The 23,524-nt window shown below is 69.8% G+C and carries 21 protein-coding genes and 1 pseudogene; 11 read left to right on the forward strand and 11 right to left on the reverse strand.

Annotated features, from left to right (window positions below):
- The first annotated feature begins 83 nt into the window (after window positions 1-83).
- A complete protein-coding gene (locus ACZ6ZQ_RS15600) occupies window positions 84-1,199 on the forward strand; it encodes a threonine synthase (protein ID WP_469769067.1) in 1,116 nt (371 codons plus the stop codon).
- A gap of 63 nt (window positions 1,200-1,262) precedes the next feature.
- Here the strand turns inward: ACZ6ZQ_RS15600 and ACZ6ZQ_RS15605 are convergent, their stop codons facing one another.
- From ACZ6ZQ_RS15605 to ACZ6ZQ_RS15615, 3 genes and pseudogenes are all read right to left on the reverse strand, one after another.
- A complete protein-coding gene (locus ACZ6ZQ_RS15605) occupies window positions 1,263-1,883 on the reverse strand; it encodes a hypothetical protein (protein ID WP_469769068.1) in 621 nt (206 codons plus the stop codon).
- Between the two features lie 166 nt (window positions 1,884-2,049).
- Complete coding sequence (locus tag ACZ6ZQ_RS15610; protein WP_469769069.1) at window positions 2,050-3,468, reverse strand: ATP-binding protein; 1,419 nt, start codon at window positions 3,466-3,468, stop codon at window positions 2,050-2,052.
- Between the two features lie 57 nt (window positions 3,469-3,525).
- A pseudogene (locus ACZ6ZQ_RS15615) lies at window positions 3,526-3,958 on the reverse strand (sugar nucleotide-binding protein); the annotation flags it as partial.
- A 195-nt stretch (window positions 3,959-4,153) separates the two neighbouring features.
- On the opposite strand from ACZ6ZQ_RS15615, the gene ACZ6ZQ_RS15620 reads away from it, so the two are divergent.
- Window positions 4,154-4,585, forward strand: a complete 432-nt coding sequence (locus ACZ6ZQ_RS15620; protein ID WP_469769070.1) for a hypothetical protein — start codon at window positions 4,154-4,156, stop codon at window positions 4,583-4,585.
- A gap of 12 nt (window positions 4,586-4,597) precedes the next feature.
- Here the strand turns inward: ACZ6ZQ_RS15620 and ACZ6ZQ_RS15625 are convergent, their stop codons facing one another.
- Window positions 4,598-4,939 (reverse strand): hypothetical protein, encoded by a 342-nt coding sequence (locus ACZ6ZQ_RS15625; RefSeq protein WP_469769071.1) that lies wholly within the window; start codon window positions 4,937-4,939, stop codon window positions 4,598-4,600.
- A 434-nt stretch (window positions 4,940-5,373) separates the two neighbouring features.
- Window positions 5,374-6,462, reverse strand: coding sequence for a redox-regulated ATPase YchF (gene ychF / locus ACZ6ZQ_RS15630; RefSeq protein WP_469769072.1), 1,089 nt, complete (start codon window positions 6,460-6,462; stop codon window positions 5,374-5,376).
- A gap of 225 nt (window positions 6,463-6,687) precedes the next feature.
- Here ychF and ACZ6ZQ_RS15635 point away from each other — a divergent pair, with 225 nt between their 5' ends.
- Entirely contained in the window at window positions 6,688-7,308 is a 621-nt protein-coding gene (locus ACZ6ZQ_RS15635; RefSeq protein ID WP_469769073.1) for a DUF6542 domain-containing protein, read from the forward strand.
- Between the two features lie 176 nt (window positions 7,309-7,484).
- Here ACZ6ZQ_RS15635 and ppgK read toward each other — a convergent pair whose 3' ends face one another.
- Both ppgK and ACZ6ZQ_RS15645 read right to left on the reverse strand, forming a co-directional pair.
- The gene (gene ppgK / locus ACZ6ZQ_RS15640) at window positions 7,485-8,222 is read right to left on the reverse strand and encodes a polyphosphate--glucose phosphotransferase (protein WP_469769074.1); all 738 of its coding nucleotides are present in this window, start codon (window positions 8,220-8,222) and stop codon (window positions 7,485-7,487) included.
- A gap of 62 nt (window positions 8,223-8,284) precedes the next feature.
- Entirely contained in the window at window positions 8,285-9,265 is a 981-nt protein-coding gene (locus tag ACZ6ZQ_RS15645; protein WP_469769075.1) for a 4-hydroxy-3-methylbut-2-enyl diphosphate reductase, read from the reverse strand.
- A 156-nt stretch (window positions 9,266-9,421) separates the two neighbouring features.
- On the opposite strand from ACZ6ZQ_RS15645, the gene xseA reads away from it, so the two are divergent.
- The 3 genes from xseA (at window position 9,422) to ACZ6ZQ_RS15660 (ending at window position 11,799) form a co-directional block, all read left to right on the forward strand.
- A complete protein-coding gene (gene xseA, locus ACZ6ZQ_RS15650; RefSeq protein WP_469769076.1) occupies window positions 9,422-10,693 on the forward strand; it encodes an exodeoxyribonuclease VII large subunit in 1,272 nt (423 codons plus the stop codon).
- A 56-nt stretch (window positions 10,694-10,749) separates the two neighbouring features.
- Entirely contained in the window at window positions 10,750-11,034 is a 285-nt protein-coding gene (locus ACZ6ZQ_RS15655) for an exodeoxyribonuclease VII small subunit (protein ID WP_469769077.1), read from the forward strand.
- Between the two features lie 174 nt (window positions 11,035-11,208).
- A complete protein-coding gene (locus ACZ6ZQ_RS15660) occupies window positions 11,209-11,799 on the forward strand; it encodes a malonic semialdehyde reductase (RefSeq protein ID WP_469769078.1) in 591 nt (196 codons plus the stop codon).
- 175 nt (window positions 11,800-11,974) lie between these two features.
- Here ACZ6ZQ_RS15660 and ACZ6ZQ_RS15665 read toward each other — a convergent pair whose 3' ends face one another.
- Window positions 11,975-12,523, reverse strand: a complete 549-nt coding sequence (locus ACZ6ZQ_RS15665) for a DUF4245 domain-containing protein (RefSeq protein WP_469769222.1) — start codon at window positions 12,521-12,523, stop codon at window positions 11,975-11,977.
- A gap of 133 nt (window positions 12,524-12,656) precedes the next feature.
- Between ACZ6ZQ_RS15665 and glpX the strand changes: the two genes are divergently transcribed.
- Window positions 12,657-13,688, forward strand: a complete 1,032-nt coding sequence (gene glpX / locus ACZ6ZQ_RS15670) for a class II fructose-bisphosphatase (RefSeq protein ID WP_469769079.1) — start codon at window positions 12,657-12,659, stop codon at window positions 13,686-13,688.
- A gap of 145 nt (window positions 13,689-13,833) precedes the next feature.
- Here the strand turns inward: glpX and ACZ6ZQ_RS15675 are convergent, their stop codons facing one another.
- Both ACZ6ZQ_RS15675 and ACZ6ZQ_RS15680 read right to left on the reverse strand, forming a co-directional pair.
- Window positions 13,834-14,187 carry a WhiB family transcriptional regulator gene (locus ACZ6ZQ_RS15675; RefSeq protein WP_469769080.1) on the reverse strand — a complete coding sequence of 118 codons (354 nt, stop codon included), beginning with the start codon at window positions 14,185-14,187 and terminating at the stop codon, window positions 13,834-13,836.
- Window positions 14,188-14,325: 138 nt separating this feature from the next.
- Window positions 14,326-15,036 carry a DUF1707 SHOCT-like domain-containing protein gene (locus tag ACZ6ZQ_RS15680; RefSeq protein WP_469769081.1) on the reverse strand — a complete coding sequence of 237 codons (711 nt, stop codon included), beginning with the start codon at window positions 15,034-15,036 and terminating at the stop codon, window positions 14,326-14,328.
- A 228-nt stretch (window positions 15,037-15,264) separates the two neighbouring features.
- Here ACZ6ZQ_RS15680 and ACZ6ZQ_RS15685 point away from each other — a divergent pair, with 228 nt between their 5' ends.
- The gene (locus ACZ6ZQ_RS15685; protein ID WP_469769082.1) at window positions 15,265-16,980 is read left to right on the forward strand and encodes a fumarate hydratase; all 1,716 of its coding nucleotides are present in this window, start codon (window positions 15,265-15,267) and stop codon (window positions 16,978-16,980) included.
- Between the two features lie 143 nt (window positions 16,981-17,123).
- Here ACZ6ZQ_RS15685 and ACZ6ZQ_RS15690 read toward each other — a convergent pair whose 3' ends face one another.
- Complete coding sequence (locus tag ACZ6ZQ_RS15690; protein WP_469769083.1) at window positions 17,124-18,671, reverse strand: ricin-type beta-trefoil lectin domain protein; 1,548 nt, start codon at window positions 18,669-18,671, stop codon at window positions 17,124-17,126.
- 103 nt (window positions 18,672-18,774) lie between these two features.
- Between ACZ6ZQ_RS15690 and ACZ6ZQ_RS15695 the strand changes: the two genes are divergently transcribed.
- The 3 genes from ACZ6ZQ_RS15695 (at window position 18,775) to ACZ6ZQ_RS15705 (ending at window position 23,459) form a co-directional block, all read left to right on the forward strand.
- Entirely contained in the window at window positions 18,775-20,181 is a 1,407-nt protein-coding gene (locus tag ACZ6ZQ_RS15695; protein WP_469769084.1) for a class II fumarate hydratase, read from the forward strand.
- A 120-nt stretch (window positions 20,182-20,301) separates the two neighbouring features.
- Window positions 20,302-20,967 (forward strand): cytidylyl-2-hydroxypropylphosphonate hydrolase, encoded by a 666-nt coding sequence (gene fomD / locus ACZ6ZQ_RS15700; protein WP_469769085.1) that lies wholly within the window; start codon window positions 20,302-20,304, stop codon window positions 20,965-20,967.
- 596 nt (window positions 20,968-21,563) lie between these two features.
- A complete protein-coding gene (locus ACZ6ZQ_RS15705) occupies window positions 21,564-23,459 on the forward strand; it encodes a SpoIIE family protein phosphatase (RefSeq protein ID WP_469769086.1) in 1,896 nt (631 codons plus the stop codon).
- Window positions 23,460-23,524: the final 65 nt, after the last annotated feature.

The raw sequence follows: 23,524 nt of genomic DNA on the forward strand, positions 1-23,524 counted from the left end.
AAGATTGACGGATCCATAGGAATCCCACAAGAGTCTTGAAGGCCGCGTAACACGTGTGCCACACAACTGCCATCCTGGATCACATGACGGAATATCACTGTCCGATGTGTGACGTTCGTGAGGCCGTTGAGGAGCTCACCTGGCACTGTCCGCAGTGCCAGGGCCCCTGGGATCTGGACTTCACCACGGCTGCGGTGCCACGCAACTCCCTTCCCGAACGCGTCAATTCGCTCTGGCGTTACGAGGAGGCCCTGCCGCTGCCCGCATCGGACGCCCGCGCCGCGGTGTCCCTCGGCGAGGGCCGCACACCGCTCGTCCCGCTGACGGACACCGTCACCGCCAAGCTGGACTTCCTGATGCCGACCCTGTCGTTCAAGGACCGCGGCGCGGTGATGCTCGCCGCGCTGGCGCGGCAGCTGAAGCCGCGGCGTGTGATCGCCGACAGCAGCGGGAACGCGGGCACGGCGATCGCGGCGTACTGCGCCCGCGCCGGGCTGGACTGCACCGTATACGTTCCCGCCGCGACCTCCCCGAAGAAGGTGGAGCAGATCGGGGCGCACGGCGCCCACCTCGAGCTCGTGCCCGGCGACCGCGAGGCCACGGCGCGGGCCGCCCGCGCTGCCGCCGACGAGGACGGGGTCTTCTACGCCTCGCACGTCTTCAACCCGTACTTCCTGCACGGCACGAAGACGTACGTGTACGAGATCTGGGAGGACCTCGGCGGCCGGCTGCCCCAGACGCTCGTCGTCCCCGTCGGTAACGGAACTCTGCTGCTCGGAGCGGCGCTCGCGATCGACGAGCTGTACGGGCACGGGCTCATCGACGAACGTCCGGCGCTGATCGCGGTGCAGGCTGCGGCGGTCGCGCCGCTCGCCTTCGCGTTCCGGGCGGGCGCCGACGATGTGCTGGCACCGACGTTCACGACCCCCACCCTCGCGGAGGGCATCGCCATCCCGCATCCGCCGCGCGCGCGGCAGATCCTGACCGCGGTGCGTGCCACCGGCGGCACGTTCCTGACGGTGACGGAGGATCAGATGCGGGCCGCACAGCTCGATCTCGCCGGGCGCGGACTGTACGTCGAGTCCACGGGGGTGGCGTGCTGGGCGGCGGTCGGGGCGTACGGGCTGGAGGGACGGACCGCCGTTCTGCCGCTGTGCGGGGCGGGACTCAAGACGGGGCCGGCAACCGCTCCGCCGTAGACCGCAGGCCCACGTTCGCCGCGGCCGGCCGTGCGGCTGCCCATGCTCGATGAGCACACGGAATCAGTGCGGGACAGTGACCTCTCCCTGCGCCGCCGGACGGTGCGCCTCCAGGATCGTCGCGATGCCGTCGACCTCGGCGCATTCGTGCATGGTGATGCGGTCGCCAGGGGCAAGGTGCCGCCACTGCGCGGGAATCAGGGGCAGGAGGCGCACCGAAACGCGGCCGCCCGGTGGGAGTTCGGGGGCGAACTCGACCCACAGGGCGGCAATGTTCAACGCGGGTTCTCCGCTGTCCCCGACGTTGCCGATGTTCCACATCGGACGCAACACCCCGGCGCCGGGGATCGGCGTGCGCCGGAAGGTCTCGCCGAACGGCAGGAGCGCCAGATCGGCACGGATGACCCCCACGCGCGTCTCGTAGCCGCGCCACCGGCACCACGCCCGGCTCCGCTCCAGCCCCAGCTGCCCGGCGGCACGCTCCAGCTCGTCCCAGAAACCCGGCGGCAGCGTACGTACCTCCCCGAGCTCCTGCAGCAGGTCGATCGCCACCTCCCACTCGTCGTGCGCGAGGTGGTCCCAGACATCCCCGACAGTGATGTCGTTCTCGGTAGCGGCGTCCTCGGGCACCAGGAGCGAGGCGCTTTCGAGTATCCCGACGACGTCCATGCGCCGATTAGTCATCCCAGCACCACCCCAGCACGGGATTCGCGACAAAGTACGAGAAGGCTCGGGACCGCCAACACTACACAAGAGCGTTAGCAAGAGATCGAGGTTCGAAGGACTTCTCCGCGACGCCCTTTCAGCCTGATCGCGCCCCAAATCCCTTGCCTCGCCTGCCACTCGCCACTCACAGCGGCCAGGCTGTCAGCAAGTGGCCGGGGCCGTAGGCGGCGTCGAGCCCCGGACAGTCGACTCCGCTGCGCGAGACCGCCACGACGGGAACAGGTTCGTCGGTGAGGGCGGCCCGGTGTCGATGGAGGGCGGCCAGGTCGTGCCGGTCGAAGGGCGACTGCTCTAGCCACTTGATGGAGCCTACGAAGAGCAGCTCCTTGGCAATGGGGGCGCGGTCCGCCCCGACGATGTCGATTTCGACGTCGTTGGTGCGGGTCCAGTAGCCGCCCACCGCGGGGGCTGCGGGCAGGTGGCCGTCGGGCAGTATCCGGGCAAGCGCCTCGCGGATGAGCGGCTCGATCGCCCGGCCGCGCCAGCTGGTCCAGTTCTCCCGGATGCGCGCCAAGGTCAGATCGCCCCGCCCCCGCTCGATCTCTTCCATGGACGGGCCGAGCAAGTGCAGCCAAAACCGCAGGTAGGGATCTGTCACCCGGTAGCGGCGATCCTTCGACGGACGCAGCGATACAGGCAGCTCCCCAGCGACGATCCGTTTGTCCGTAAGCAGCTCAAGAGCTCGCTGCAGCGGCGTGGCCCCGATCCCGCCGGCTGCACGGGCGATGTTGGTGAAGGTCCGCTCGCCACTACCGATAGCCGCCAGCACCGTACGCGCCTGGGCCTGCGGGGGGAATTCGGCAGCCAGCGAGCGCTCGGCCGACACAAGCAGGGCCGAGACCGGATCACTCAACGCCTCGCCGAGGAAGTCCCACAACCCTGCGCCGCGCGGCCACTCAGCGCAGATCAGCGGCAGCCCGCCAGTAACCAGCGCAGCGTCGAAAGCTTCCGCCGGATCCAGCCCAAGCATCTGTCCCACCTCGGCGGGGTTGAGTGGTCCCAGCACCATCTCCCGGCCGCGCTGATGGAAGGGTCGCCCGTAGCTATTCAGTGCCTCCATCATCGACAGATCGGAGCCGATGAGGACCAGCAGCACTGGCTTGGTTTCCAGCACCCGATCCCAGGCCCGCTGCAGCATCCCCTCAAAGGCGCCATCGGTATCCATCAGGTACGGCACCTCATCGATGACCAGCACGCTCGCCCGGTCAGCGGGCAGCGCCGCAGCCAGCACGTCGAACGCGGCGTCCCAACTCTCCGGCCGCGCGGCGGCCACCAGCCCCGCCAACGGCAGCGTCGATGCTTGGGCGTCCCGAGCCAGCCGCGCCAGATCATCCCTGGGGGAGGCACCAGTCGCCGCGTAGAACAAGAACGGGGCTCCGGAGTGCTCCGCAAACCGCTCGACCAGTCGCGACTTGCCCACTCGGCGCCGCCCGCGCAACATCACGCACCGGCCGGGCCGCTCCCCGCCAACCCCTGCCGCGACCTTCCGCAGCTCTCGCTCCAACGTCGCCAGTTCCTGCCGACGGCCTACAAAGTCCACCATGCCCACCGACCTCCACCCGTGATACTAACGCCGATGTTAGCAACATTGACGTTAGTGCGAGCCCTTCATCAAGACCGCATCCGGACACAGGAGCCGCACGGCCGTCTCGACGGCGGCCTTCGCGGCCCCGTACGGCGTGATCGGGTCTGGGCGCAGGTCTCGTCGTAGTGGACCCGGCTGCCGGAGAAGACGGCGTCGCTGGAGACGTGCACCAGACGGATCCCGAGCTTCGCGGTGGCCATGGCGATGTGGATGGAGCCGTCCGCGGTGACCTTCCAGTCCGCCCCGCCGCTGGTCACGTTGATCACCGCATGCGTGCCACCACGGTCAGCACCGCCTCTACGCGTACGGGATCGCGGATGTCCACGGCGGCTGCGGGGTCGTCAGGGCGGGAGTGGAACGTCGCAGCCGTGTCCCAGTCCTTCGCGCGCGACTCGCGCAGCAGCTCCGTCCCCAAGAACCCGCTGCCACCGATGATCAGCACCGTCATGCCCGCAACACGTCAAGGCACGCTGCCCCGGCCTGGAGGGTGGAGAGTCCGGTGTAAAGACGGGCGGTTCGGCCCTACGCAAGGCGGCACGAGCATCGTGCGGGAGATGGCGGGCCACCCGTACGCCCAGCCGGGATTGATGCTCCTATTGACCGTCAAGGCAGGTCTGCGGGATGAGCGCCGTATTGTGGCCGGGTGCGGTACTTGGCAGAGTCGTTCATCCTCGGGGCCTTGAAGCGGGGCCGTTCGGTCGCGCAGTTCCTTGGGCCGTGCGGCTCGGCAGAGCGCCCAGGGGCGCGCTATGTCGAGGTTCGTCCGACGAAGACGTCCTTTGACGTCTATCTCCACACGGTCGAGGACGTCGGCAGTGAGAGCTTCCTGGACTTGGGCGAGTTCCCGCCGTTCGATCCCGATGACGAGGCTGGCGAGTTTGGCCGGCACCTGGGCATGGCCGTGGACCCGCTGACCGCGCTGATCATTGCCGAGCAGGGCACTGGGGCCGTGCGGGGTCGGTGGGTCAACGAGAACGTTGTCCAGGATGAGTACGGCGACTTCGTTCGCGCCGGCCGGCCGTCGGACGCTTCCCCTGATGGCCATCCGTGGCCTGCCGTGCCAAACGTTCCATGACCTCGTGCATGGTCAAGCGGCACTGAGCCAGTTCCGGTAGGCGCTGGCGAGGTCGTCGTCGCGGCGTGTGCCGCGTTCGATGCAGGAGATCACCGCCGGCCAGACGCCGAAGTGCTCGGCGACAGTGGTGAGGGTGATGTTCTTGGCCTGGCGCGCGGGCCGGAGGTCGAAGACGTCCGGGACGGTGACCGGAGCGGTGAGGTAGCGGAAGATCTCCCGGGCGATCGCCCGCTTGAGCAGGCGGATGATCTCCTTCTTCGTGCGTCCGGCGGCGGTCTGCTGGGCGACGAAGCTCAGCCTTCGACCGATTGACCGCCCCCATCCGCCCCCCTGTGATCGTCGATCACAAGGCACCGTAACAAAGGCCAGGGACAGCAATCGCGGTTGCCCACATGCCCGTTGCGGTACGTCCACTGGGGCACCGGTCGAGGCGCGCCGCCGCTGCGAAAGCTGTGGCGCGCAAACTCCGACGCCTGCGGCAGGGTCAGAGACCGGACCCGGCGGCTTGGGTGCTCTCGCCGAGTGCGTCCTGGAGTTGAACTACAACCTGTTCCAGCCCTCCCGGGTGACAGGCTGATCGCGTCCTCCGCCAAGCATCGCCAAGGGAAGGGTGCTGGTCCGTGCACTCCCTGCTGCCAGGCACTGGACAGTGCGCGACCCAGCACCGGCGTCCCCATAGCATCCCAGCACGATCCCAGCACGGGAAAACAAAGGGCCCGACTCCGAAGAGTCGGACCCTCCCTGACCTGCATGTTTGCCAGATCAGCGACGTGGTGATACGTCAGCGGCTACACGTTGAAGCGGAACTCGACGACGTCCCCGTCCTGCATCACATAGTCCTTGCCCTCCATACGCGCCTTGCCCGCCGAGCGCGCGTCCGCGACCGAGCCCGTTGCGACCAGGTCGGCGAAGTGGATGACCTCGGCCTTGATGAAGCCCTTCTGGAAGTCGGTGTGGATCACACCGGCCGCCTCGGGGGCCGTCGCGCCCTTCTTGATCGTCCAGGCGCGGGACTCCTTCGGGCCCGCCGTGAGGTAGGTCTGCAGGCCGAGCGTGTCGAAGCCGACGCGGGCGAGGGTGGCCAGGCCCGGCTCGTCGGCACCGACGGACTGGAGGAGTTCCATGGCGTCCTCCTCGTCGAGCTCGGCGAGGTCGGCCTCGAGCTTGGCGTTGAGGAAGATCGCCTCGGCCGGGGCGACCAGGGCGCGCTGCTCGTTCTTGAAGTCCTCGTCGATCAGCTCGTCCTCGTCGACGTTGAAGACGTAGAGGAAGGGCTTGGTGGTGAGCAGGTGGAGGTCGTGGAGGAGCTCGGCCTTCTCGCTGCCCTGGACGATGCCCGCGGCGAAGAGGGTGTTGCCCTCCTCCAGGATGGCCTGGGCGGCCTCGACGGCCGCGACCTTGGGGGCCGTGTCCTTCTTGATGCGGGCTTCCTTGGCCAGGCGCGGCAGGACCTTCTCGATGGTCTGGAGGTCCGCGAGGATCAGCTCGGTGTTGATCGTCTCGATGTCGTTCTTCGGCGAGACCTTGCCGTCGACGTGGACGACGTTCTCGTCCTTGAACGCACGGATGACCTGGCAGATCGCGTCGGACTCGCGAATGTTCGCCAGGAACTTGTTACCGAGGCCCTCGCCCTCGCTCGCGCCGCGGACGATGCCGGCGATGTCGACGAAGTCGACCGTCGCGGGCAGGATCCGCTGGGAGCCGAAGATCTCGGCGAGCTTGGTGAGCCGGGCGTCGGGGACGCCGACGACGCCGACGTTGGGCTCGATGGTGGCGAACGGGTAGTTGGCCGCCAGCACGTCGTTCTTGGTCAGGGCGTTGAACAGGGTCGACTTGCCGACATTCGGCAGACCGACGATTCCGATCGTGAGCGACACGTTGGCGACTTCCTGGAGTGAGGACTGCTGAGGCGAGGACTGCGAGCCAGCGACTGACTGGCTGATGGCCTTGGCCCGCGGGCCCGGAGGGTGGGCCGATCCCCCAGTTTACGGGCGCGCCGCCGGGGCACGTCACGCGTCCGATACGTCGAACTCGACATCAAGGTCACCCAAAGGGCGTGTCCTGTGACGTACTGATCGCACTTTGCGACCTACGTTGGACAGGTGGAGCAACAAAAGACTGGTACGCCGTCGAGGCAGCGGCCGCGGCCGCAGGCCCCTCTGTCCGGGCAAGGCGCGCTCATCGAGGGTGCCGCGGTGTACCGGGTCACGGCCCGGCCAGGGCGCCCCGGGGCCCCTGGCGCACCCGCGCAGCCGGGCAAACGGCCCGCACTGCGGCCGATCCGCCCGGTGCCGCCGGTGGTGCTCGCCCTGCGCAGACTGCCGAATCCGCGACTGACGGGACTCGGCAGCGGGCTCTTCGCAGCAGCCGTGATGCTGCTGATCGGCTCGCTCGACTCGCTGCTGATCGGCGGCTCCGCCGTCGTGTACTGCGTGCTGTTCCTGCCGGTCAGCGCCCTGACGGCGCTGTGGGTGCGGGGCGCCGACCTGGTCACCGCGCCGATCGGCGTGCCCATCGCGTTCGCCGTCGGGATCGTGCCGATCTCCGGCGGGACCGGTGGCGTCGGCGGCCAGGTGATGGCGGTGATCACCGCGCTGGCCGTGAACGCGGGCTGGCTGTACGGCGGCACGCTCATCGCGGGCGTCATCACGATCGTGCGGAAGATCCGGCTGATGACCCGCCGCCGCCCACGCCGGCCCTCCACGCCGCCGCGCCGCGCCTGACGCCCCGCCGCGCCGGCCTGCGGGGCCTCCCCAGGCCCAGACACCGCCGCTCCATGCCCAGACACCGCCCCGCCACGCCCAGACACCGCCCCGCCACGCCCAGGCACCGCCCTGCCACGCCCAGACACCGCCCCGCCACGCCTGACGGCCTCGCGCGGCGGCACCGGGCGGCGCGCTCAGTGGTTCGCCGCCGCCATCGCCGCGCCGACGATCCCCGCGTTGTTCTGGAGCTCCGCGGGGACGATCTCCGCGCGGATGTGCTTGATCAGCGGAATGAACTTGTCCGCCTTGCGGCTCACCCCGCCCCCGATGATGAAGAGCTCCGGCGAGAACAGCATCTCGACATGCTCGAGATACTTCTGGACCCGGTGCGCCCAGCGCTCCCAGCTCAGCTCCTCGTCGTCCTTGACCTTGGTCGACGCGTGCTTCTCCGCTTCGTGGCCGTGCAGCTCCAGATGGCCCAGCTCCGTGTTCGGCACGAGGCGGCCGTCGACGAAGAGCGCGCTGCCGATGCCCGTACCGAAGGTCAGCAGCATCACCGTGCCCTTGCGCCCGCGGCCGGCACCGAAGGTCATCTCGGCCACGCCCGCCGCGTCCGCGTCGTTCAGCACGGTGACCGGCATGCCCAGCCGGTCGCCCAGCAGCTTGCCGCCGTCGGTGTCGATCCAGCTCTTGTCGACATTCGCGGCCGTACGGATCACCGATCCTGTGACCACGCCGGGGAAGGTGATCCCGACCGGGCCCGACCAACCGAAATGCCCGACCACCTCGGCAACGCCGTCGGCCACGCCGTCGGGCATGGCCGGGTGCGGTGTCAGTACTTTGTGGCGGGGCTCTGCGAGGTCGCCGCGGTCCAGGTCCACGGGAGCGCCCTTGATCCCGGACCCGCCGATGTCCACTCCGAAGACGTTCATGGACACAACGTTACGAGGAACCGCTGACGGTTACTCCCTGAGCGGCCTCAAAGCCCCGCCATTCAGTCTTCGACGAGTGCCGCCGCCTCGCCGCGCAGGTCCCGGCGGAGCTCCTTGGGCAGCGAGAACGTGATCGACTCCTCGGCCGCCTTGACGATCTCCACATCCTCGAAGCCGCGCTGCGACAGCCACTCCAGGACTTCCTCGACGAGCACCTCGGGGACGGAAGCGCCCGACGTCACGCCGACCGTCGTCACACCCTCGAGCCAGGCCTCGTCGATCTCGCCGGCGAAGTCCACCAGGTACGAGGCACGGGCTCCGGCGCCCAGCGCGACCTCGACCAGCCGCTTGGAGTTCGAGGAGTTCTGCGAACCGACGACGATGACCAGGTCCGCCTCGGCGCCCATCTGCTTGACCGCGATCTGGCGGTTCTGCGTGGCGTAGCAGATGTCGTCGCTCGGCGGGGAGACCAGGAGCGGGAACTTGGTCTTGAGCCGGTCGACGGTCTCCATCGTCTCGTCGACGGAGAGCGTGGTCTGGGAGAGCCAGACGACCTTCGACGGGTCGCGGACCTCGACCTCGTCCACATCGCCCGGGCCGTCGACCAGCGTGATGTGGTCCGGGGCCTCGCCGGTGGTGCCGATGACCTCCTCGTGGCCCTCGTGGCCGATGAGGAGGATGTCGAAGTCCTCGTTCGCGTACCGGACGGCCTCCTTGTGGACCTTGGTCACCAGGGGGCAGGTCGCGTCGATGGTCGCCAGCTTCCGCTCGGCGGCCTCGTCGTGGACGACCGGCGCGACGCCGTGCGCGGAGAACATGACGATGGACCCCTCGGGGACCTCCGCCGTCGTCTCGACGAAGATCGCGCCCTTCTTCTCCAGGGTCTGTACGACGTACTTGTTGTGGACGATCTCGTGGCGCACGTAGATCGGGGCGCCGTACTGCTCGAGGGCCTTCTCCACGGCGATCACGGCACGGTCCACGCCCGCGCAGTAGCCACGGGGAGCGGCGAGCAGGACGCGGCGGGCGTTCGTTGCAGTCATGCCCCCATCGTAAGGGCGCGCCGAACAGGCCAACGATCGCCCACGGGGCTCTGCCCAGGTGGACCTGATCTCGCACACCTGGTCCTGTGGGCCTGGCCAGGTGGACCTGGTCCTGCGCACCTGGTCGTGTCGGAGGGTGCCGATACGCTCGCGGGCATGGGTCTCACTACATCTGCCGAAGCTCCCCTGCCCGTCGGCGAGGTGTCGCGGCTCATCGGGGGATGGATCGACCGGCTCGGCGCGGTGTGGGTGGAGGGACAGATCACCCAGCTGTCGCGCAGGCCGGGCGCGGGCGTGGTGTTCCTGACGCTGCGCGATCCGTCGTACGACATCTCGGTGAGCGTCACCTGCTACCGCCAGGTGTTCGACGCGGTCGCCGACGTCGTGTCCGAGGGCGCCCGGGTCGTCGTCCACGCCAAGCCCGAGTGGTACGCCCCGCGCGGCCAGCTCTCGCTGCGCGCCGCCGAGATAAGGCCGGTCGGCATCGGTGAGCTGCTCGCACGGCTGGAGCAGCTGAAGCGGACCCTGGGCGCCGAGGGGCTCTTCGCCCTCGACCGCAAGAAGCCACTGCCGTTCCTTCCGCAGCTGATCGGCCTGGTCTGCGGCCGGGCCTCGGCGGCCGAGCGGGATGTGCTGGAGAACGCGCGGCGCCGGTGGCCGGCCGTCCGCTTCGACGTGCGCAATGTGGCCGTGCAGGGCGTCCGCGCCGTGTCGCAGGTCGTTCAGGCGGTCAAGGAGCTGGACGAGCATCCGGACGTGGACGTGATCATCGTCGCGCGCGGCGGTGGCAGTGTGGAGGACCTGCTGCCGTTCTCGGACGAGCAGCTGGTGCGCGCCGTCGCCGACTGCCGTACGCCCGTGGTGTCCGCGATCGGACACGAGCCGGACTCGCCGCTGCTCGACCTGGTCGCCGATCTGCGCGCCTCGACCCCGACCGACGCGGCGAAGAAGGTCGTCCCGGACGTCGGTGAGGAGCTGGACCGGGTGCAGGCGCTGCGCGACCGGTCGCTGCGGACCGTACGGGGGCTGCTCGACCGCGAGGAGCGGGGGCTTGCGCACGCCCTGCACCGGCGGGTCATGGAGCATCCGCAGCGGATGGTGGAGGAGCGCGAACACGAGACGGACGCCCTGGTCGCCCGGAGCCGGCGGGTCCTGGGGCATCTGCTGGACCGCGCGGACTCCGAGCTGTCCCACACCCGCGCACGGGTCGTCGCCCTGTCGCCCGCGGCGACGCTGGAGCGGGGGTACGCGGTGCTGCAGCGCGCGGACGGCGCGGTGGTGCGGTCGCCCGGCGAGGTCGGGGCGGACGAGGAGTTGCGGGCGAGGGTCGCGGAAGGCGAGTTCACGGTCCGGGTAGCGGGCGACGGCATTGCGGGCGACAACGGCGCAGACACCGAGCTCGGAGACGCCGACGGCGCAGGCGATTGACCCGGCATCACTGACGGCCGGCATCACTGACAGTAGGCGCACATAGGGTGGATCACATGACAGCGAAGACGGACGATGGCGCGCTCGGCTATGAGCAGGCACGGGACGAGCTGATCGAGGTCGTACGCCGCCTGGAGGCGGGCGGCACGACGCTGGAGGAGTCCCTCGCGCTGTGGGAGCGCGGCGAGGCGCTGGCAAAGGTGTGCCGCCGCTGGCTGGACGGCGCGCGCGCCAGGCTGGACGAGGCGCTGGCGGAGCGGGACGCGGGTGAGGGCGCGGGCCCCCGCGGCGCCGAGGAGGACGAGGACGGGAACGGGAACGGGGACGACTCGGCCCGGTGAGGCGCCTTGGCGGGGCGGCGGCATAAACGGGAACGCCATTTAGTTGAAGCTTGAGTATTTGAAAGTTGCGTGACTTAGCTCACGAGGCACCGGATTTAGTTGAACCTTCATCTACTCCGGTCGTACGGTGAAGCCGCAGCTTGAACCTCTTTGCTCATCCGGAAGGTACGCAGCATGTCCCTCGTTCTTGACCCCGCAGCCCAGGACCTCCTTTTCCGTGAGGCCCGTACCGCCAACACCTTCACCGACGAGCCGGTGACCGATGAGCAGGTGCAGGCCATCTACGACCTGGTCAAGTACGGCCCGACCGCCTTCAACCAGTCGCCGCTGCGCGTCGTCCTCGTCCGCTCGGCCGAGGCCCGCGAGCGCCTGGTGAAGCACATGGCCGAGGGCAACCAGCCCAAGACCGCCACCGCGCCGCTGGTCGCGATCCTCGCCGCCGACAACGAGTTCCACGAGGAGCTCCCGACGCTGTTCCCGCACTTCCCGCAGGCCAAGGACATGTTCTTCGCCGAGCGCCCGGCCCGTGAGCAGTCCGCCGCGCTGAACGCCGCGCTGCAGGCCGCGTACTTCATCGTGGGTGTCCGTGCCGCCGGTCTGGCCGCGGGCCCGATGACCGGTCTCGACTTCGTCGGCGTGCAGAAGGAGTTCCTGGACGACGACCACACACCGCTGATGGTCGTCAACATCGGCAAGCCGGGCGAGGACGCGTGGTTCCCGCGTTCGCCGCGTCTGGCGTACGACGAGGTCATCACCACCGTCTGACCGGCTTGCGACGACGTCATTACCGTCTGACCTCGACGAGCCCCCCGCCGGGGGCCCGGGGTCGCCCCCGACCGCACACCCGGCAGCACAAAGGCCGCCGCACCCCGAACGGGTGCGGCGGCCTTGTCGTGCCGGTCAGGACGAGCCGAGAGACATCAGGACGAGCCGGGAGGCATCAGGACGCGGCCGGGCCCGGCGTCGGGGCGGTGGACTCCGACTTCGACTCCAGCGCCGCCGCCATCTGCGCGAGCCGCTCGTACGACGCCGTGCCGGTCACCACGGTCGTCGAGCCCTCGTCCGTGCGCACCAGCGCGTCGTACTTCGGGCCCTCCCAGCGCTCCCAGGTCTCGCCGCCCACCTTCTGCGTGCGGTCGGTCCTGGTGGCCTGCTGGGTGACCTTCGGGATGTACTTTCCGGCCGGAGCCGTCGACTGCTCGACCGCGACGTACTGGCCGTCCGGGTCGAGGAAGCCCAGGTGCCAGGCGTGGTCCTCCTGGCCCTTGAAGGTGACCGACGTAGGCTTCCAGCCCGCGGGGAGTCCCGTCGGGGCGGCCACCGGATAGGGTGCCGCCCGGCGTGCCGTCACCAGCTCGACGCGGTAGTCGACGGCCCGGTTCGGGTCCATCGAGTCGTCGTGCGGAACGAAGATGTAGATCACACCTGCGAAGACGCAGATGACCGCCATCGACTGGATCATTCCGCGCACTGTCTGCTTGCCTCGCATACCTGCCACCGCACTATGGTCGCATCAAGGTTGTTTGCTCAAACGTGGGCCCCTCTGCTCAATTTGTCGACGTACCGATAGAGTCACAGCACCCTCTTTTTCCGGCCGTCGTCGTACAGGAAGGTGCGCTCCGATGACCGAGCACAACTTGCCGTCCCAGCTCGAGGTCTCGCCCGAGGCCCCCGACCGCAACCTCGCCCTGGAGCTCGTCCGGGTCACCGAGGCCGCCGCCATGGCCGCCGGCCGGTGGGTCGGACGCGGCGACAAGAACGGCGCGGACGGTGCCGCGGTCAAGGCCATGCGGACCCTCGTCAGCACCGTGTCGATGAACGGTGTCGTCGTGATCGGCGAAGGCGAGAAGGACGAAGCCCCCATGCTCTTCAACGGGGAGCGCATCGGCGACGGGACCGGCGCGGAGTGCGACATCGCCGTGGACCCGATCGACGGCACGACGCTCACCGCCAAGGGCATGCCCAACGCGATCGCGGTCCTCGCGGCCGCCGACCGCGGCACCATGTTCGACCCGTCCGCGGTCTTCTACATGGACAAGCTGGTCACCGGACCCGAGGCCGCCGACTTCGTCGACATCAACGCCCCGGTCTCGGTGAACATCCGCCGGGTTGCCAAGGCGAAGAACTCCTCGCCCGAGGACGTCACCGTCGTCATCCTGGACCGGCCCCGCCACGAGGGAATCGTCAAGGAGATCCGCGAGACCGGCGCGCGCATCAAGTTCATCTCGGACGGCGATGTCGCGGGCGCGATCATGGCCGTGCGCGAGGGCACCGGCGTCGACATGCTGATGGGCATCGGCGGTACGCCGGAGGGCATCATCACCGCGTGCGCGATCAAGTGCCTCGGCGGCACGATCCAGGGCAAGCTCTGGCCGAAGGACGACGCGGAGCGGCAGCGCGCACTCGACGCGGGCCACGACCTGGACCGGGTGCTGTTCATGGACGACCTGGTCAGCGGCGACAACGTGTTCTTCGTCGCGACCGGCATCACGGACGGCGAGCTGCTGCGCGGCGTGCGGTACCGCGCCGAGACGGCGACCACGCAGTCGCTGGTGATGCGTTCCAAGTCGGGCACGATCCGCCAGATCGACTCGACCCACCGCCTGTCGAAGCTGCGCGCCTACAGCGCCATCGACTTCGACCGCGCGAAGTAGGCCGGCCGCACTCGCCGCAGGCGAGCCACGCCTCCGAGAACGCAGGCGAACCGAGCCTCCAGGAACACAGAAAGGGGCGCCCCCATGTCGGTGGGAGCGCCCCTTCCCGTACGTACGCGGGGAACCGCGTACGTCAACGGGTGCGTCAGGCCGCCGATGCCGACTTCTTGAGCTCCATCTCACGCCGCCTGCGACGGGCCAGCACGACGCGGCGCTCCGCCGCCGTGAGGCCGCCCCACACGCCGTACGGCTCGGGCTGGAGCAGGGCGTGCTCCCGGCACTCCACCATGACCGGACAGCGGGCGCAGACGCGCTTGGCCGCATCTTCGCGGGAGAGCCGTGCGGCGGTCGGTTCCTTGGATGGTGCGAAGAACAGTCCGGCCTCATCCCGGCGGCATACTGCCTCCGTGTGCCAGGGCCCGTCCTGATCTTCCCGAGCGGTGGTTCGCTGGGTCGGAACGGCGGCTACCTGCAGGGGCTGATGCGGCAGTTGCAGCACGATCTACTCCTGACGACGGCTTCGCGAGCGAGAGACGATGCAGCAAGCCCTACCCGCTGTGCGCGCGCCTATGCACTGAGTGGCACTGAGTTCCGAGAGGCGGAACCACGGACGGCGGGCGCCAGGAACCGCGCGGGATCAGTGACCCAGGTGCTTGCGCATGCGGTCGTGGAGGTCGGCGACGCGCTTGCCCCGCTTCGGCCTGGCCTCCACGTTGCCGAAAACGGAATAGCCGTTGACCACGACGACCGGAGCCTCGGGGTCGGCGGCCTCCAGTGTGAGCACCTCGAAGTTGCCGAAGACCCCGGTGCCGCTGCCGCGCAGTGAGATGTTCTCAGGAACGCGGACCTCGACGTTGCCGAAGATCGACGTCGCGTTGATGACGGTGAGCCGCTGCCCGAACATCGCCTCGGTCAGATCGATCTCGATGCTGCCGAAGAGGGAGAAGGCATTGGTCCTGGGTCCCACGCGCCAGCGGCCCTTGCGGGTGGAGCTGGAGAACACCGCGACGAGGTTGTCGGTGGGCGCGGACGTGTCCTCGGGTCCGTAGGTGTAGGACGCGGGCTGCGGGCGGGGGCGGGAGGTGGGCAGGTCCCGTACCAGCGGCTCCAGTTCGCCGACCGTCTTGGCGCGGTAGACCGAGTCGATCCGGTCGGAGTGCTCCTCGGCGTCGATCCGGCCCTCGGCCAGGGCCTCCCGGAGGATGTCCGCGATCCGGTCCCGGTCGGCGTCGGAGGCACGGATGGAGCCGGACGGGTCGGCGGCACGGTCCGCGGGCCCGGCGTGAGCGACCGGCTTCTGAAGGTTTCCGCGGCCGGAGGCCGCTGAATCATGCTTGTCGAGGTCCACGTGCTCAGCGTAGCGAAACGCGATAGATCGCGACTAGGGCCTGTCCGGCGGGTCAGGTCGTGGTAGCCATGACGGCGCCGTGAGGCCGGCCGGTTGTGCCGGTGCGGACAACACGGCCCGGCAACTGAGCCTTACCTCACAAGCCCGTACGGCTGGGGGCGCCCTACGCTTGTGGACGCGCTGCCAATGGAGGCCGCGCCGCAGTCTGCCGAGTGAGGAATGGCCGTAATGCCCCCTGTCTCCCGCCCGTCCAGCCCAGGGTTCGCGTACTCCGATCTGCTCCCGCTGGGAGAGGACACCACGCCCTACCGCCTGGTGACCGCCGAGGGTGTCTCCACCTTCGAGGCCGACGGCCGTACGTTCCTCAAGGTCGAGCCGGAGGCGCTGCGCAAGCTCGCCGAAGAGGCGATCCACGACATCCAGCACTACCTCCGCCCGGCGCACCTCGCCCAGCTGCGCAAGATCATCGACGATCCCGAGGCGTCGGCGAACGACAAGTTCGTCGCCCTGGACCTGCTGAAGAACGCGAACATCGCGGCCGCGGGCGTGCTGCCGATGTGCCAGGACACCGGCACGGCGATCGTCATGGGCAAGCGCGGGCAGAACGTGCTCACCGAGGGCGGCGACGAGGAAGCCCTCTCACGCGGCATCTTCGACGCGTACACCCGGCTGAACCTGCGCTACTCGCAGATGGCCCCGCTGACCATGTGGGACGAGAAGAACACCGGCTCGAACCTGCCCGCGCAGATCGAGCTGTACGCGACCGACGGCGGCGCGTACAAGTTCCTCTTCATGGCGAAGGGCGGCGGCTCCGCCAACAAGTCCTTCCTCTACCAGGAGACCAAGGCGGTCCTGAACGAGGCCTCCATGATGAAGTTCCTGGAGGAGAAGATCCGCTCGCTGGGCACGGCGGCGTGCCCGCCGTACCACCTCGCGATCGTCGTCGGCGGTACGTCGGCCGAGTTCGCGCTGAAGACCGCGAAGTACGCCTCCGCGCACTACCTGGACGAGCTGCCGTCCGAGGGCTCGGAGCTGGGGCACGGCTTCCGTGACGAGGAGCTGGAGAAGAAGGTCTTCGAGCTGACGCAGAAGATCGGCATCGGCGCGCAGTTCGGCGGCAAGTACTTCTGCCACGACGTGCGCGTGGTGCGCCTGCCGCGGCACGGCGCCTCGCTGCCCGTCGCGATCGCCGTGTCCTGCTCGGCCGACCGCCAGGCCGTCGCGAAGATCACGGCCGAGGGTGTCTTCCTGGAGCAGCTGGAGACGGACCCGGCGCGCTTCCTGCCGGAGACCACCGACGAGCACCTGGAGCCGGAGGCCCGCGGCGAAGCCGCTGATCGGCCCAGTGTCGTCAGGATCGACCTCAACCAGCCGATGGACGAGATCCTCGCCGAGCTGACCAAGTACCCGGTCAAGACCCGGCTCTCGCTCACCGGCCCGCTGGTCGTGGCGCGCGACATCGCGCACGCCAAGATCAAGGAGCGGCTGGACGCGGGCGAGGAGATGCCGCAGTACCTGAAGGACCACCCGGTCTACTACGCCGGCCCGGCGAAGACCCCGGAGGGTTACGCCTCCGGGTCCTTCGGCCCGACCACGGCCGGCCGCATGGACTCGTACGTCGAGCAGTTCCAGGCGGCGGGCGGCTCCAAGGTCATGCTGGCCAAGGGCAACCGGAGCAAGCAGGTCACGGACGCGTGCGACGCGCACGGCGGCTTCTACCTCGGCTCGATCGGCGGCCCGGCGGCGCGGCTCGCGCAGGACTGCATCAAGAAGGTCGAGGTCGTCGAGTACGAGGAGCTCGGCATGGAAGCGGTCTGGAAGATCGAGGTCGAGGACTTCCCGGCGTTCATCGTCGTGGACGACAAGGGCAACGACTTCTTCCAGAACCCGGCGCCCGCGCCGACGTTCACCAGCATCCCGGTGCGAGGCCCCGGTCTGGCCTGAGGCCGCGTCTTCGAAGGCCGGTCTGCCCCGGCGGGTCCGGCAGGCGCTGCCCGGCGCCTGCCCTCGGGCGTCCTCGATCGCCGGACGGCTGGGTTTCCAGCCCGTCCGGCTACCGAGAGCGCGGGGTCCGGTACGGAGCCCCGCTACGCGAAGCGCTGCTTCGCCGACCCGTCGCACGGCTGGAGCCGCACCGGGTCCTTCGCCGCGGCCAGCGTCAGGCACAGGTTCGACGCGGCCGCCGGCCGCACCGTCCCGTCCTGGCGGACGAACTGCTGGTTCGCACCACCGTGGCAGTTCCACAGGACGAGCGCCGCGCCCGCCTTGTACTCCGCTCGGGGGACGTCGAGGCAGCGGTCCTGGCTGAGCTGGCTGTGGACGGACCTACGGGCGCTGTCGTACCACCAGCCCTGGTTGCGGCCGCCGTGGCAGTCCCAGCCCAGCACCCCGGTGCCGTTGCGCGACACGCCCGCCTCGGCATCGACGCAGCTGCCCGTGGCCTCGTTCCTCAGCGGCTTGTAGACGTCGTCCCAGGCGAACGGGTACAGCACCGGCTTGCCCGTGGACGCCGGGTCGGCGCAACTGGCCTCGTTCAGCCCGGAGTCGTACAGCTGGGTCAGACAGGAGGCGAAGGCCGCGTGTCCCCGGGCGTTCGGGTGGAAGGACTGGCGGACCGAATTGGAGTCGGGCGGGAACGGGTTGGACAGCTCGACGTACAGCCCGCGTGCCCAGGTGTCCTCCATGCAGACCTCATGGCCGTGGAAGAGCCGTGAGTTGTCGAGGTACACCGCGCCGGTGGAGCGGGCGACCTGCCGCATGCCGCGTTCGAAGGCGGGGACGGCGGTGTTGCGGCCCCAGACGGTGTCGGAGTCGTAGCCCGTACCGCCGCAGATCAGCTTGCCGGGAAAGTTCGGGTTGTCGTGGAAGTCGGGCCCGATCGGGCTCGGGTAGCCCATCACGACCAGCTTGTAGTCCCCGTCTGCGTACCCGGCGTCACGCATCACCGTCCGCAGATCGCGTACGGTCCGCTCGACCTTGGGGACCAGTCCGTCGACCCGGGCCTGCCAGCCCGCCGCGTACGTGGACTCGCAGGGACCCTGGAAGGTGAACCAGCGGACGACGCAGTCGGTCATCACGGGCCCGAACTGCAGATCGTCGTTGGCGCCGGCGACCAGCAGCACCATCTTGATCCGGGTGTTGCGGGCCTTGATGGCGAGACTGTCGCTCTGGACCAGCTCGTCGGCGTACTGCTTCGAGCCGCCGATGACGATGTTGCCGCTGTAACCGCCCGAGCAGGAGACGTTGTACGTGACGTCGGCGGCGATGCCCGTGCGGTGGACGGCGGCGTCGGGTGAGCGGTGACACCAGTTGTCCGGGCCGTCGGTGCCGGGTTCGTACGTGCCGACACCCTCGCCCGAGATCTCGCTGTCACCCAGCGAGATCAAGCCGGTCCTGCGCTCGCCGAGCGGGCGTTCGGCGGGGTCGCCGTAGAGGGCGATCGCCTCGGCGGCCCGGATCTTCTCCAGCTCCGGCGGAAGGGGTACCGACGATGCGTATGCCGTCGGGCGGGCCGTGTCGTGCGCCCGCGCGGGGGTCGTGGCTGCCATGGTGCCGAGAGCCGCCGCGAGGGCCGCGGCGGCTGCGACCGCAGAGCGAAGTCCGTGCCTGGAGCGTCTGTACCCAGAGCGCCTCATTGCGCCTCCCCGGTTAGGTGTTACCGCCGGTTTTTACTGGCCGGTAGCGCACTTGGGAATAGACGGAACAAGACAAGTGCTCAACTTTTCGGGAGGTTTGGAGATGTCGGACACGAGTGACAACGCAGGCGAGTACCGGGTCGAACACGACTCAATGGGTGAGGTGCGGGTCCCCGCGCACGCCAAGTGGCGGGCCCAGACCCAGCGGGCCGTGGAGAATTTCCCGGTTTCCGGACAACGGCTGGAACGCGCCCATATCGAGGCCCTGGCCCGGATCAAGGCCGCCGCCGCCAAGGTCAACGCCGAGCTCGGGGTGGTCGACAAGGACATCGCGCAGGCCATCCAGGACGCGGCGGAGGAGGTCGCCGACGGCCGCTGGGACGAGCACTTTCCGGTCGATGTCTTCCAGACGGGTTCCGGGACGTCGTCCAACATGAATACGAACGAGGTCCTGGCGACCCTGGCCGGAGAGCGGCTCGGCCGTGCGGTCCACCCCAACGACCACGTCAATGCCTCGCAGTCGTCCAACGACGTCTTCCCGTCGTCGATCCACATCGCGGCGACCGCGGCCGTGACGGGGGATCTGATCCCGGCGCTGGAGCACCTGGCGGCGTCGCTGGAGCGGAAGGCGCGGGAGTTCGCGGGCATCGTCAAGTCGGGTCGTACACATCTGATGGATGCGACACCGGTCACTCTCGGCCAGGAGTTCGGGGGTTACGCGGCGCAGATCCGGTACGGGATCGAGCGGCTGAACGCCTCCCTCCCGAGACTCGCCGAACTCCCGCTCGGCGGCACGGCGGTGGGCACCGGGATCAACACTCCGCCGGGCTTCTCCGCGGCGGTCATCGCGGAGGTCGCGCGGGTGACCGGGCTGCCCCTGACCGAGGCCCGCAACCACTTCGAGGCGCAGGGCGCGCGGGACGCGCTGGTGGAGACCAGCGGTCAGCTCCGTACCATCGCCGTCTCGCTCACCAAGATCTCCAACGATCTGCGCTGGATGGCGAGCGGCCCGCGCACGGGTCTCGCCGAGATCAGCCTCCCGGACCTGCAGCCCGGATCGTCGATCATGCCGGGCAAGGTCAATCCGGTGATCCCGGAGGCGGTGCTGATGGTCGCCGCGCAGGTGACCGGCAACGACACGACGGTCGCCGTCGCGGGCGCCGCCGGGAACTTCGAGCTGAACGTCATGCTGCCGGTGATCGCCAAGAACCTGCTGGAGTCGGTGCGGCTCCTCACGAACGCCGTGCGGCTGCTCGCGGACCGGACGGTCGACGGCATCACGGCCAATGCGGAACGTGCCCGTGAGTACGCCGAGTCGTCGCCGTCGGTCGTCACGCCGCTCAACAAGTACATCGGGTACGAGGAGGCGGCGAAGGTGGCGAAGCGATCGCTGGCGGAGCGCAAGACGATCCGTGAGGTGGTGCTGGAAGGCGGGTACGTGGAGCGGGGCGAGCTGACCCTGGAGCAGCTCGACGAGGCGCTGGACGTCCTGCGGATGACGCGGCCCTGAGGTTCCCGCTCCCCCGCGTCACGGGGCCGGTGCCCCAGCCGACCCGACCCGCCCGGCCGACCCGCCGGCCCCGTGACCTGCGCCGCAGCGAGCTGTGGGCGGCGACTCTAAGATCTGTGCATGACGGGATCGACAGGGGTTCAGCGCTGGGCGCCGGGGGAGCACATTCTCTGGCGGTATCGCGGCAACGGGTCCGGCGAGGTGCACATCTGCCGGCCTGTGACCGTTGTGCGGGACAGCGCCGAGCTGCTGGCCGTGTGGATGGCGCCGGGGACCGAGTGTGTGAAGCCGGTGCTCGCCGACGGGACGCCCGTCCACCATGAGCCGCTCGCGACCCGCTACACCGCGCCGCGGACCACCGTGCGTTCGCGGTGGTCCGGAACGGGGGTGCTGAAGCTGGCGCGGCCCGGGGAGGCATGGTCGGTGTGGCTGTTCTGGGAGCAGGGCTGGCAGTTCAGGAACTGGTACGTCAACCTGGAGGAGCCGCACCTCCGTTGGGCGGGCGGCGTCGATTCCGAGGATCACTTTCTGGACATCGCGGTCCGGCCCGACCGCAGCTGGCGCTGGCTGGACGAGGACGAGTTCGCCCAGGCCCAGGCGGCCGGGCTGATGGGCGCCGGGCAGGCGCGGCAGGTGCGGGCCGCCGGGCGTGACGCGGTCGAGTCGATCAAGGCGTGGGGGCCTCCGTACTCGGACGGCTGGGAGGACTGGCGGCCCGATCCCCGCTGGTCGGTCCCGGAGCTGCCCGCTGACTGGAATCGCACCCCGGCGCGCACGTCCGCATGACGACGCCGTGAGACCCTTGATGCGCCCCCGGGGTTCAAACGTAGGATCGTCCTCCGCAAGGCTGCGTCGCATCAACGATTGAGCACAGCACAGGAACTGACCGTAAGTCATCACGAGGGGGACGGAACCGTGCCGGATGTGTGCCCGGATCTCCCTCATCCTGTCAACGCCTCGCTCGGAATGGGTATGGGCTATATCGACCACCCAGGGGCGTTGCCGCCCCGGACACCGGGCGGGTCCGCCCGGCGGCCCGGGGATCCGCGGTGCGACCGCGATCGTCACCGCCCCCGGACGCGCACAGCGGCACCCGAGGCGCCAGGGCCTGTCTTCCGGATCAGGCCGGCAGTGACATCAGCGGCTACCGCCGCGGGGCGAGCAGGGTCCGGTGCGTGCGATCGCGAGGCGGAGGAGGGAGTCGTGGCGGGGCCATGGCGACTGACGACAACGCAGCTGGAGGCCCCCGCTGGGGGACTCTCCAGGCGAAGCTCTGGGGGAGAAGTTCTGGAGAAGCGCGTGCCAGGGCGCACGAGCCAGGCAAGATCCGGAAGACAGGCCCCAGCCTCGCACCACCGGCCCGGACGGACGGAATCCCACGCGTGACGGAGCATCCCACCTCCCACGAAGGCCGGCAGCCTGTCGCTGCCCGGCCGCAGGAGCGCACGCGGCCGCGACAGGAGGCCGCCGCCCATGCCCCTGTGCCGGCCACGGCCGGCGCTGTCCCGGCGCAGCCGCCCCCGCCCGCGGGCCCACCGCCGCAGGACCCCGTCGGGGTCGCGCGACGCGAGGGTGACCGGCTGCGCTTCGTCGGGGCCGCGACCCGCAGGATCGCCCGCGGCATAGACCTGGACGAGATCGTGCTCGGGCTGTGCCGGGCAACCGTGCCGACGTTCTCCGACGCGATCCTCGTCTATCTGCGCGATCCGCTGCCGGTCGGCGACGAGCGGCCGGTCGCTCCGTTCGTGCTGCGGCTGCGCCGCACCGACCGGCTGCGTTTAACCGACGAGGACACGGAGGGCTCGCTCCTGGGCGGCGCCGCCCAGGTGCCGGTGCTCACCACCCCGGCCGATCTGACGCCCGCGACCGAGCTGTGCGAGGTCGTGGCCGGCGGCGCGCTCGCCGAGGTGCTCCGTGGCGTTCGGCCGGTGTTCGGCGACTCGGCCGCCGCCCGCGCGGCGCTGCCCGAGCTGCTGGGCGCCGACCGGATCGTACCGACCGGGCACCGGGCCATCCTCGCTCCGCTGCGCGGCAGACGCCGGGTCATCGGCGCGGCGATCTTCCTGCGCCGGCCCGACCGGCCGGCCTTCGAGCCGAACGATCTGCTGGTCGCCGCACAGCTCGCGACGCACACCGCGCTCGGAATCGACAAGGCCGTCCTGTACGGCCGCGAGGCGTACATCGCGGACGAGTTGCAGCGCACGATGCTGCCCGAGGGACTGCCGCAGCCGACCGGTGTGCGGCTCGCCTCCCGCTATCTCCCCGCGGCCGAGACCGCACGGGTCGGCGGCGACTGGTACGACGCGATCCCGCTGCCCGGCAGCCGGGTCGCGCTGGTCGTCGGCGATGTCATGGGCCACTCCATGACGTCGGCCGCGATCATGGGCCAGCTGCGGACGACTGCGCAGACCCTCGCCGGTCTGGATCTGCCGCCGCAGGAGGTCCTGCACCATCTCGACGAGCAGGCGCAGCGCCTCGGCACCGACCGCATGGCGACCTGCATGTACGCCGTGTACGACCCGGTCTCGCACCGGATCACGATCGCCAACGCGGGCCATCCGCCGCCGATACTGCTGCATCTGGGCGGGCGGGCCGAAGTGCTGCGGGTGCCGCCCGGCGCGCCCATCGGCGTCGGCGGGGTGGACTTCGAGGCGGTCGAGCTGGACGCGCCCGCGGGAGCCACGCTGCTGCTGTACACCGACGGGCTCGTCGAATCGCGGCTGCGCGACGTGTGGACCGGGATCGAGCAACTGCGGGAGCGGCTGGCCGCGACCGCGCAGCTCACCGGCCCCGATCATTCACCGCCGCTGGAAGCGCTCTGCGACGACGTGCTGGACATGCTCGGCCCGGGCGACCGGGACGACGACATCGCGCTGCTCGCCGCCCGTTTCGACGGGATCGCACCGAGTGATGTCGCGTACTGGTTCCTGGAGCCGGAGGACGCGGCTCCGGGCCGGGCCCGCCGGCTGGCCCGGCGCGCCCTGGCCCGGTGGGACCTGGAGGAGCTGTCCGATTCGGTGGAGCTACTGGTCAGCGAGGTGGTGACCAACGCCGTCCGGTACGCGGAACGGCCGGTGACGCTGCGGCTGCTGCGCACCGACGTGCTGCGCTGCGAGGTCGGTGACGACTCTCCGCAGTTGCCGCGTCAGCGGCGGGCACGGGACACCGACGAGGGCGGGCGCGGGCTGTTCCTGGTGAACCGGCTGGCCAGACGGTGGGGAGCGACCCGGCTGTCGACCGGCAAGGTGGTCTGGTTCGAGCTGCCGACCCACCCGTAGCCCGTCCCGGGAGCCGCCCGTAACCCTCCGTGCCCCATCTGCACAACAGGGTGGGACTCAGACCG

This window comes from Streptomyces sp. NPDC053673 (genome assembly GCF_055585225.1).

Bases quoted from the DNA above. Each gene is read 5' to 3' on its own strand.
- ACZ6ZQ_RS15600 (WP_469769067.1), top strand. From the start codon at position 84: ATGACGGAATATCACTGTCCGATGTGTGACGTTCGTGAGGCCGTTGAG.
- ACZ6ZQ_RS15605 (WP_469769068.1), bottom strand. From the start codon at position 1,883: ATGACTAATCGGCGCATGGACGTCGTCGGGATACTCGAAAGCGCCTCG.
- ACZ6ZQ_RS15610 (WP_469769069.1), bottom strand. From the start codon at position 3,468: ATGGTGGACTTTGTAGGCCGTCGGCAGGAACTGGCGACGTTGGAGCGA.
- ppgK (WP_469769074.1), bottom strand. From the start codon at position 8,222: ATGAACGTCTTCGGAGTGGACATCGGCGGGTCCGGGATCAAGGGCGCT.
- ACZ6ZQ_RS15645 (WP_469769075.1), bottom strand. From the start codon at position 9,265: ATGACTGCAACGAACGCCCGCCGCGTCCTGCTCGCCGCTCCCCGTGGC.
- xseA (WP_469769076.1), top strand. From the start codon at position 9,422: ATGGGTCTCACTACATCTGCCGAAGCTCCCCTGCCCGTCGGCGAGGTG.
- ACZ6ZQ_RS15655 (WP_469769077.1), top strand. From the start codon at position 10,750: ATGACAGCGAAGACGGACGATGGCGCGCTCGGCTATGAGCAGGCACGG.
- ACZ6ZQ_RS15660 (WP_469769078.1), top strand. From the start codon at position 11,209: ATGTCCCTCGTTCTTGACCCCGCAGCCCAGGACCTCCTTTTCCGTGAG.
- ACZ6ZQ_RS15665 (WP_469769222.1), bottom strand. From the start codon at position 12,523: ATGCGAGGCAAGCAGACAGTGCGCGGAATGATCCAGTCGATGGCGGTC.
- glpX (WP_469769079.1), top strand. From the start codon at position 12,657: ATGACCGAGCACAACTTGCCGTCCCAGCTCGAGGTCTCGCCCGAGGCC.
- ACZ6ZQ_RS15685 (WP_469769082.1), top strand. From the start codon at position 15,265: ATGCCCCCTGTCTCCCGCCCGTCCAGCCCAGGGTTCGCGTACTCCGAT.
- ACZ6ZQ_RS15690 (WP_469769083.1), bottom strand. From the start codon at position 18,671: ATGAGGCGCTCTGGGTACAGACGCTCCAGGCACGGACTTCGCTCTGCG.
- ACZ6ZQ_RS15695 (WP_469769084.1), top strand. From the start codon at position 18,775: ATGTCGGACACGAGTGACAACGCAGGCGAGTACCGGGTCGAACACGAC.
- fomD (WP_469769085.1), top strand. From the start codon at position 20,302: ATGACGGGATCGACAGGGGTTCAGCGCTGGGCGCCGGGGGAGCACATT.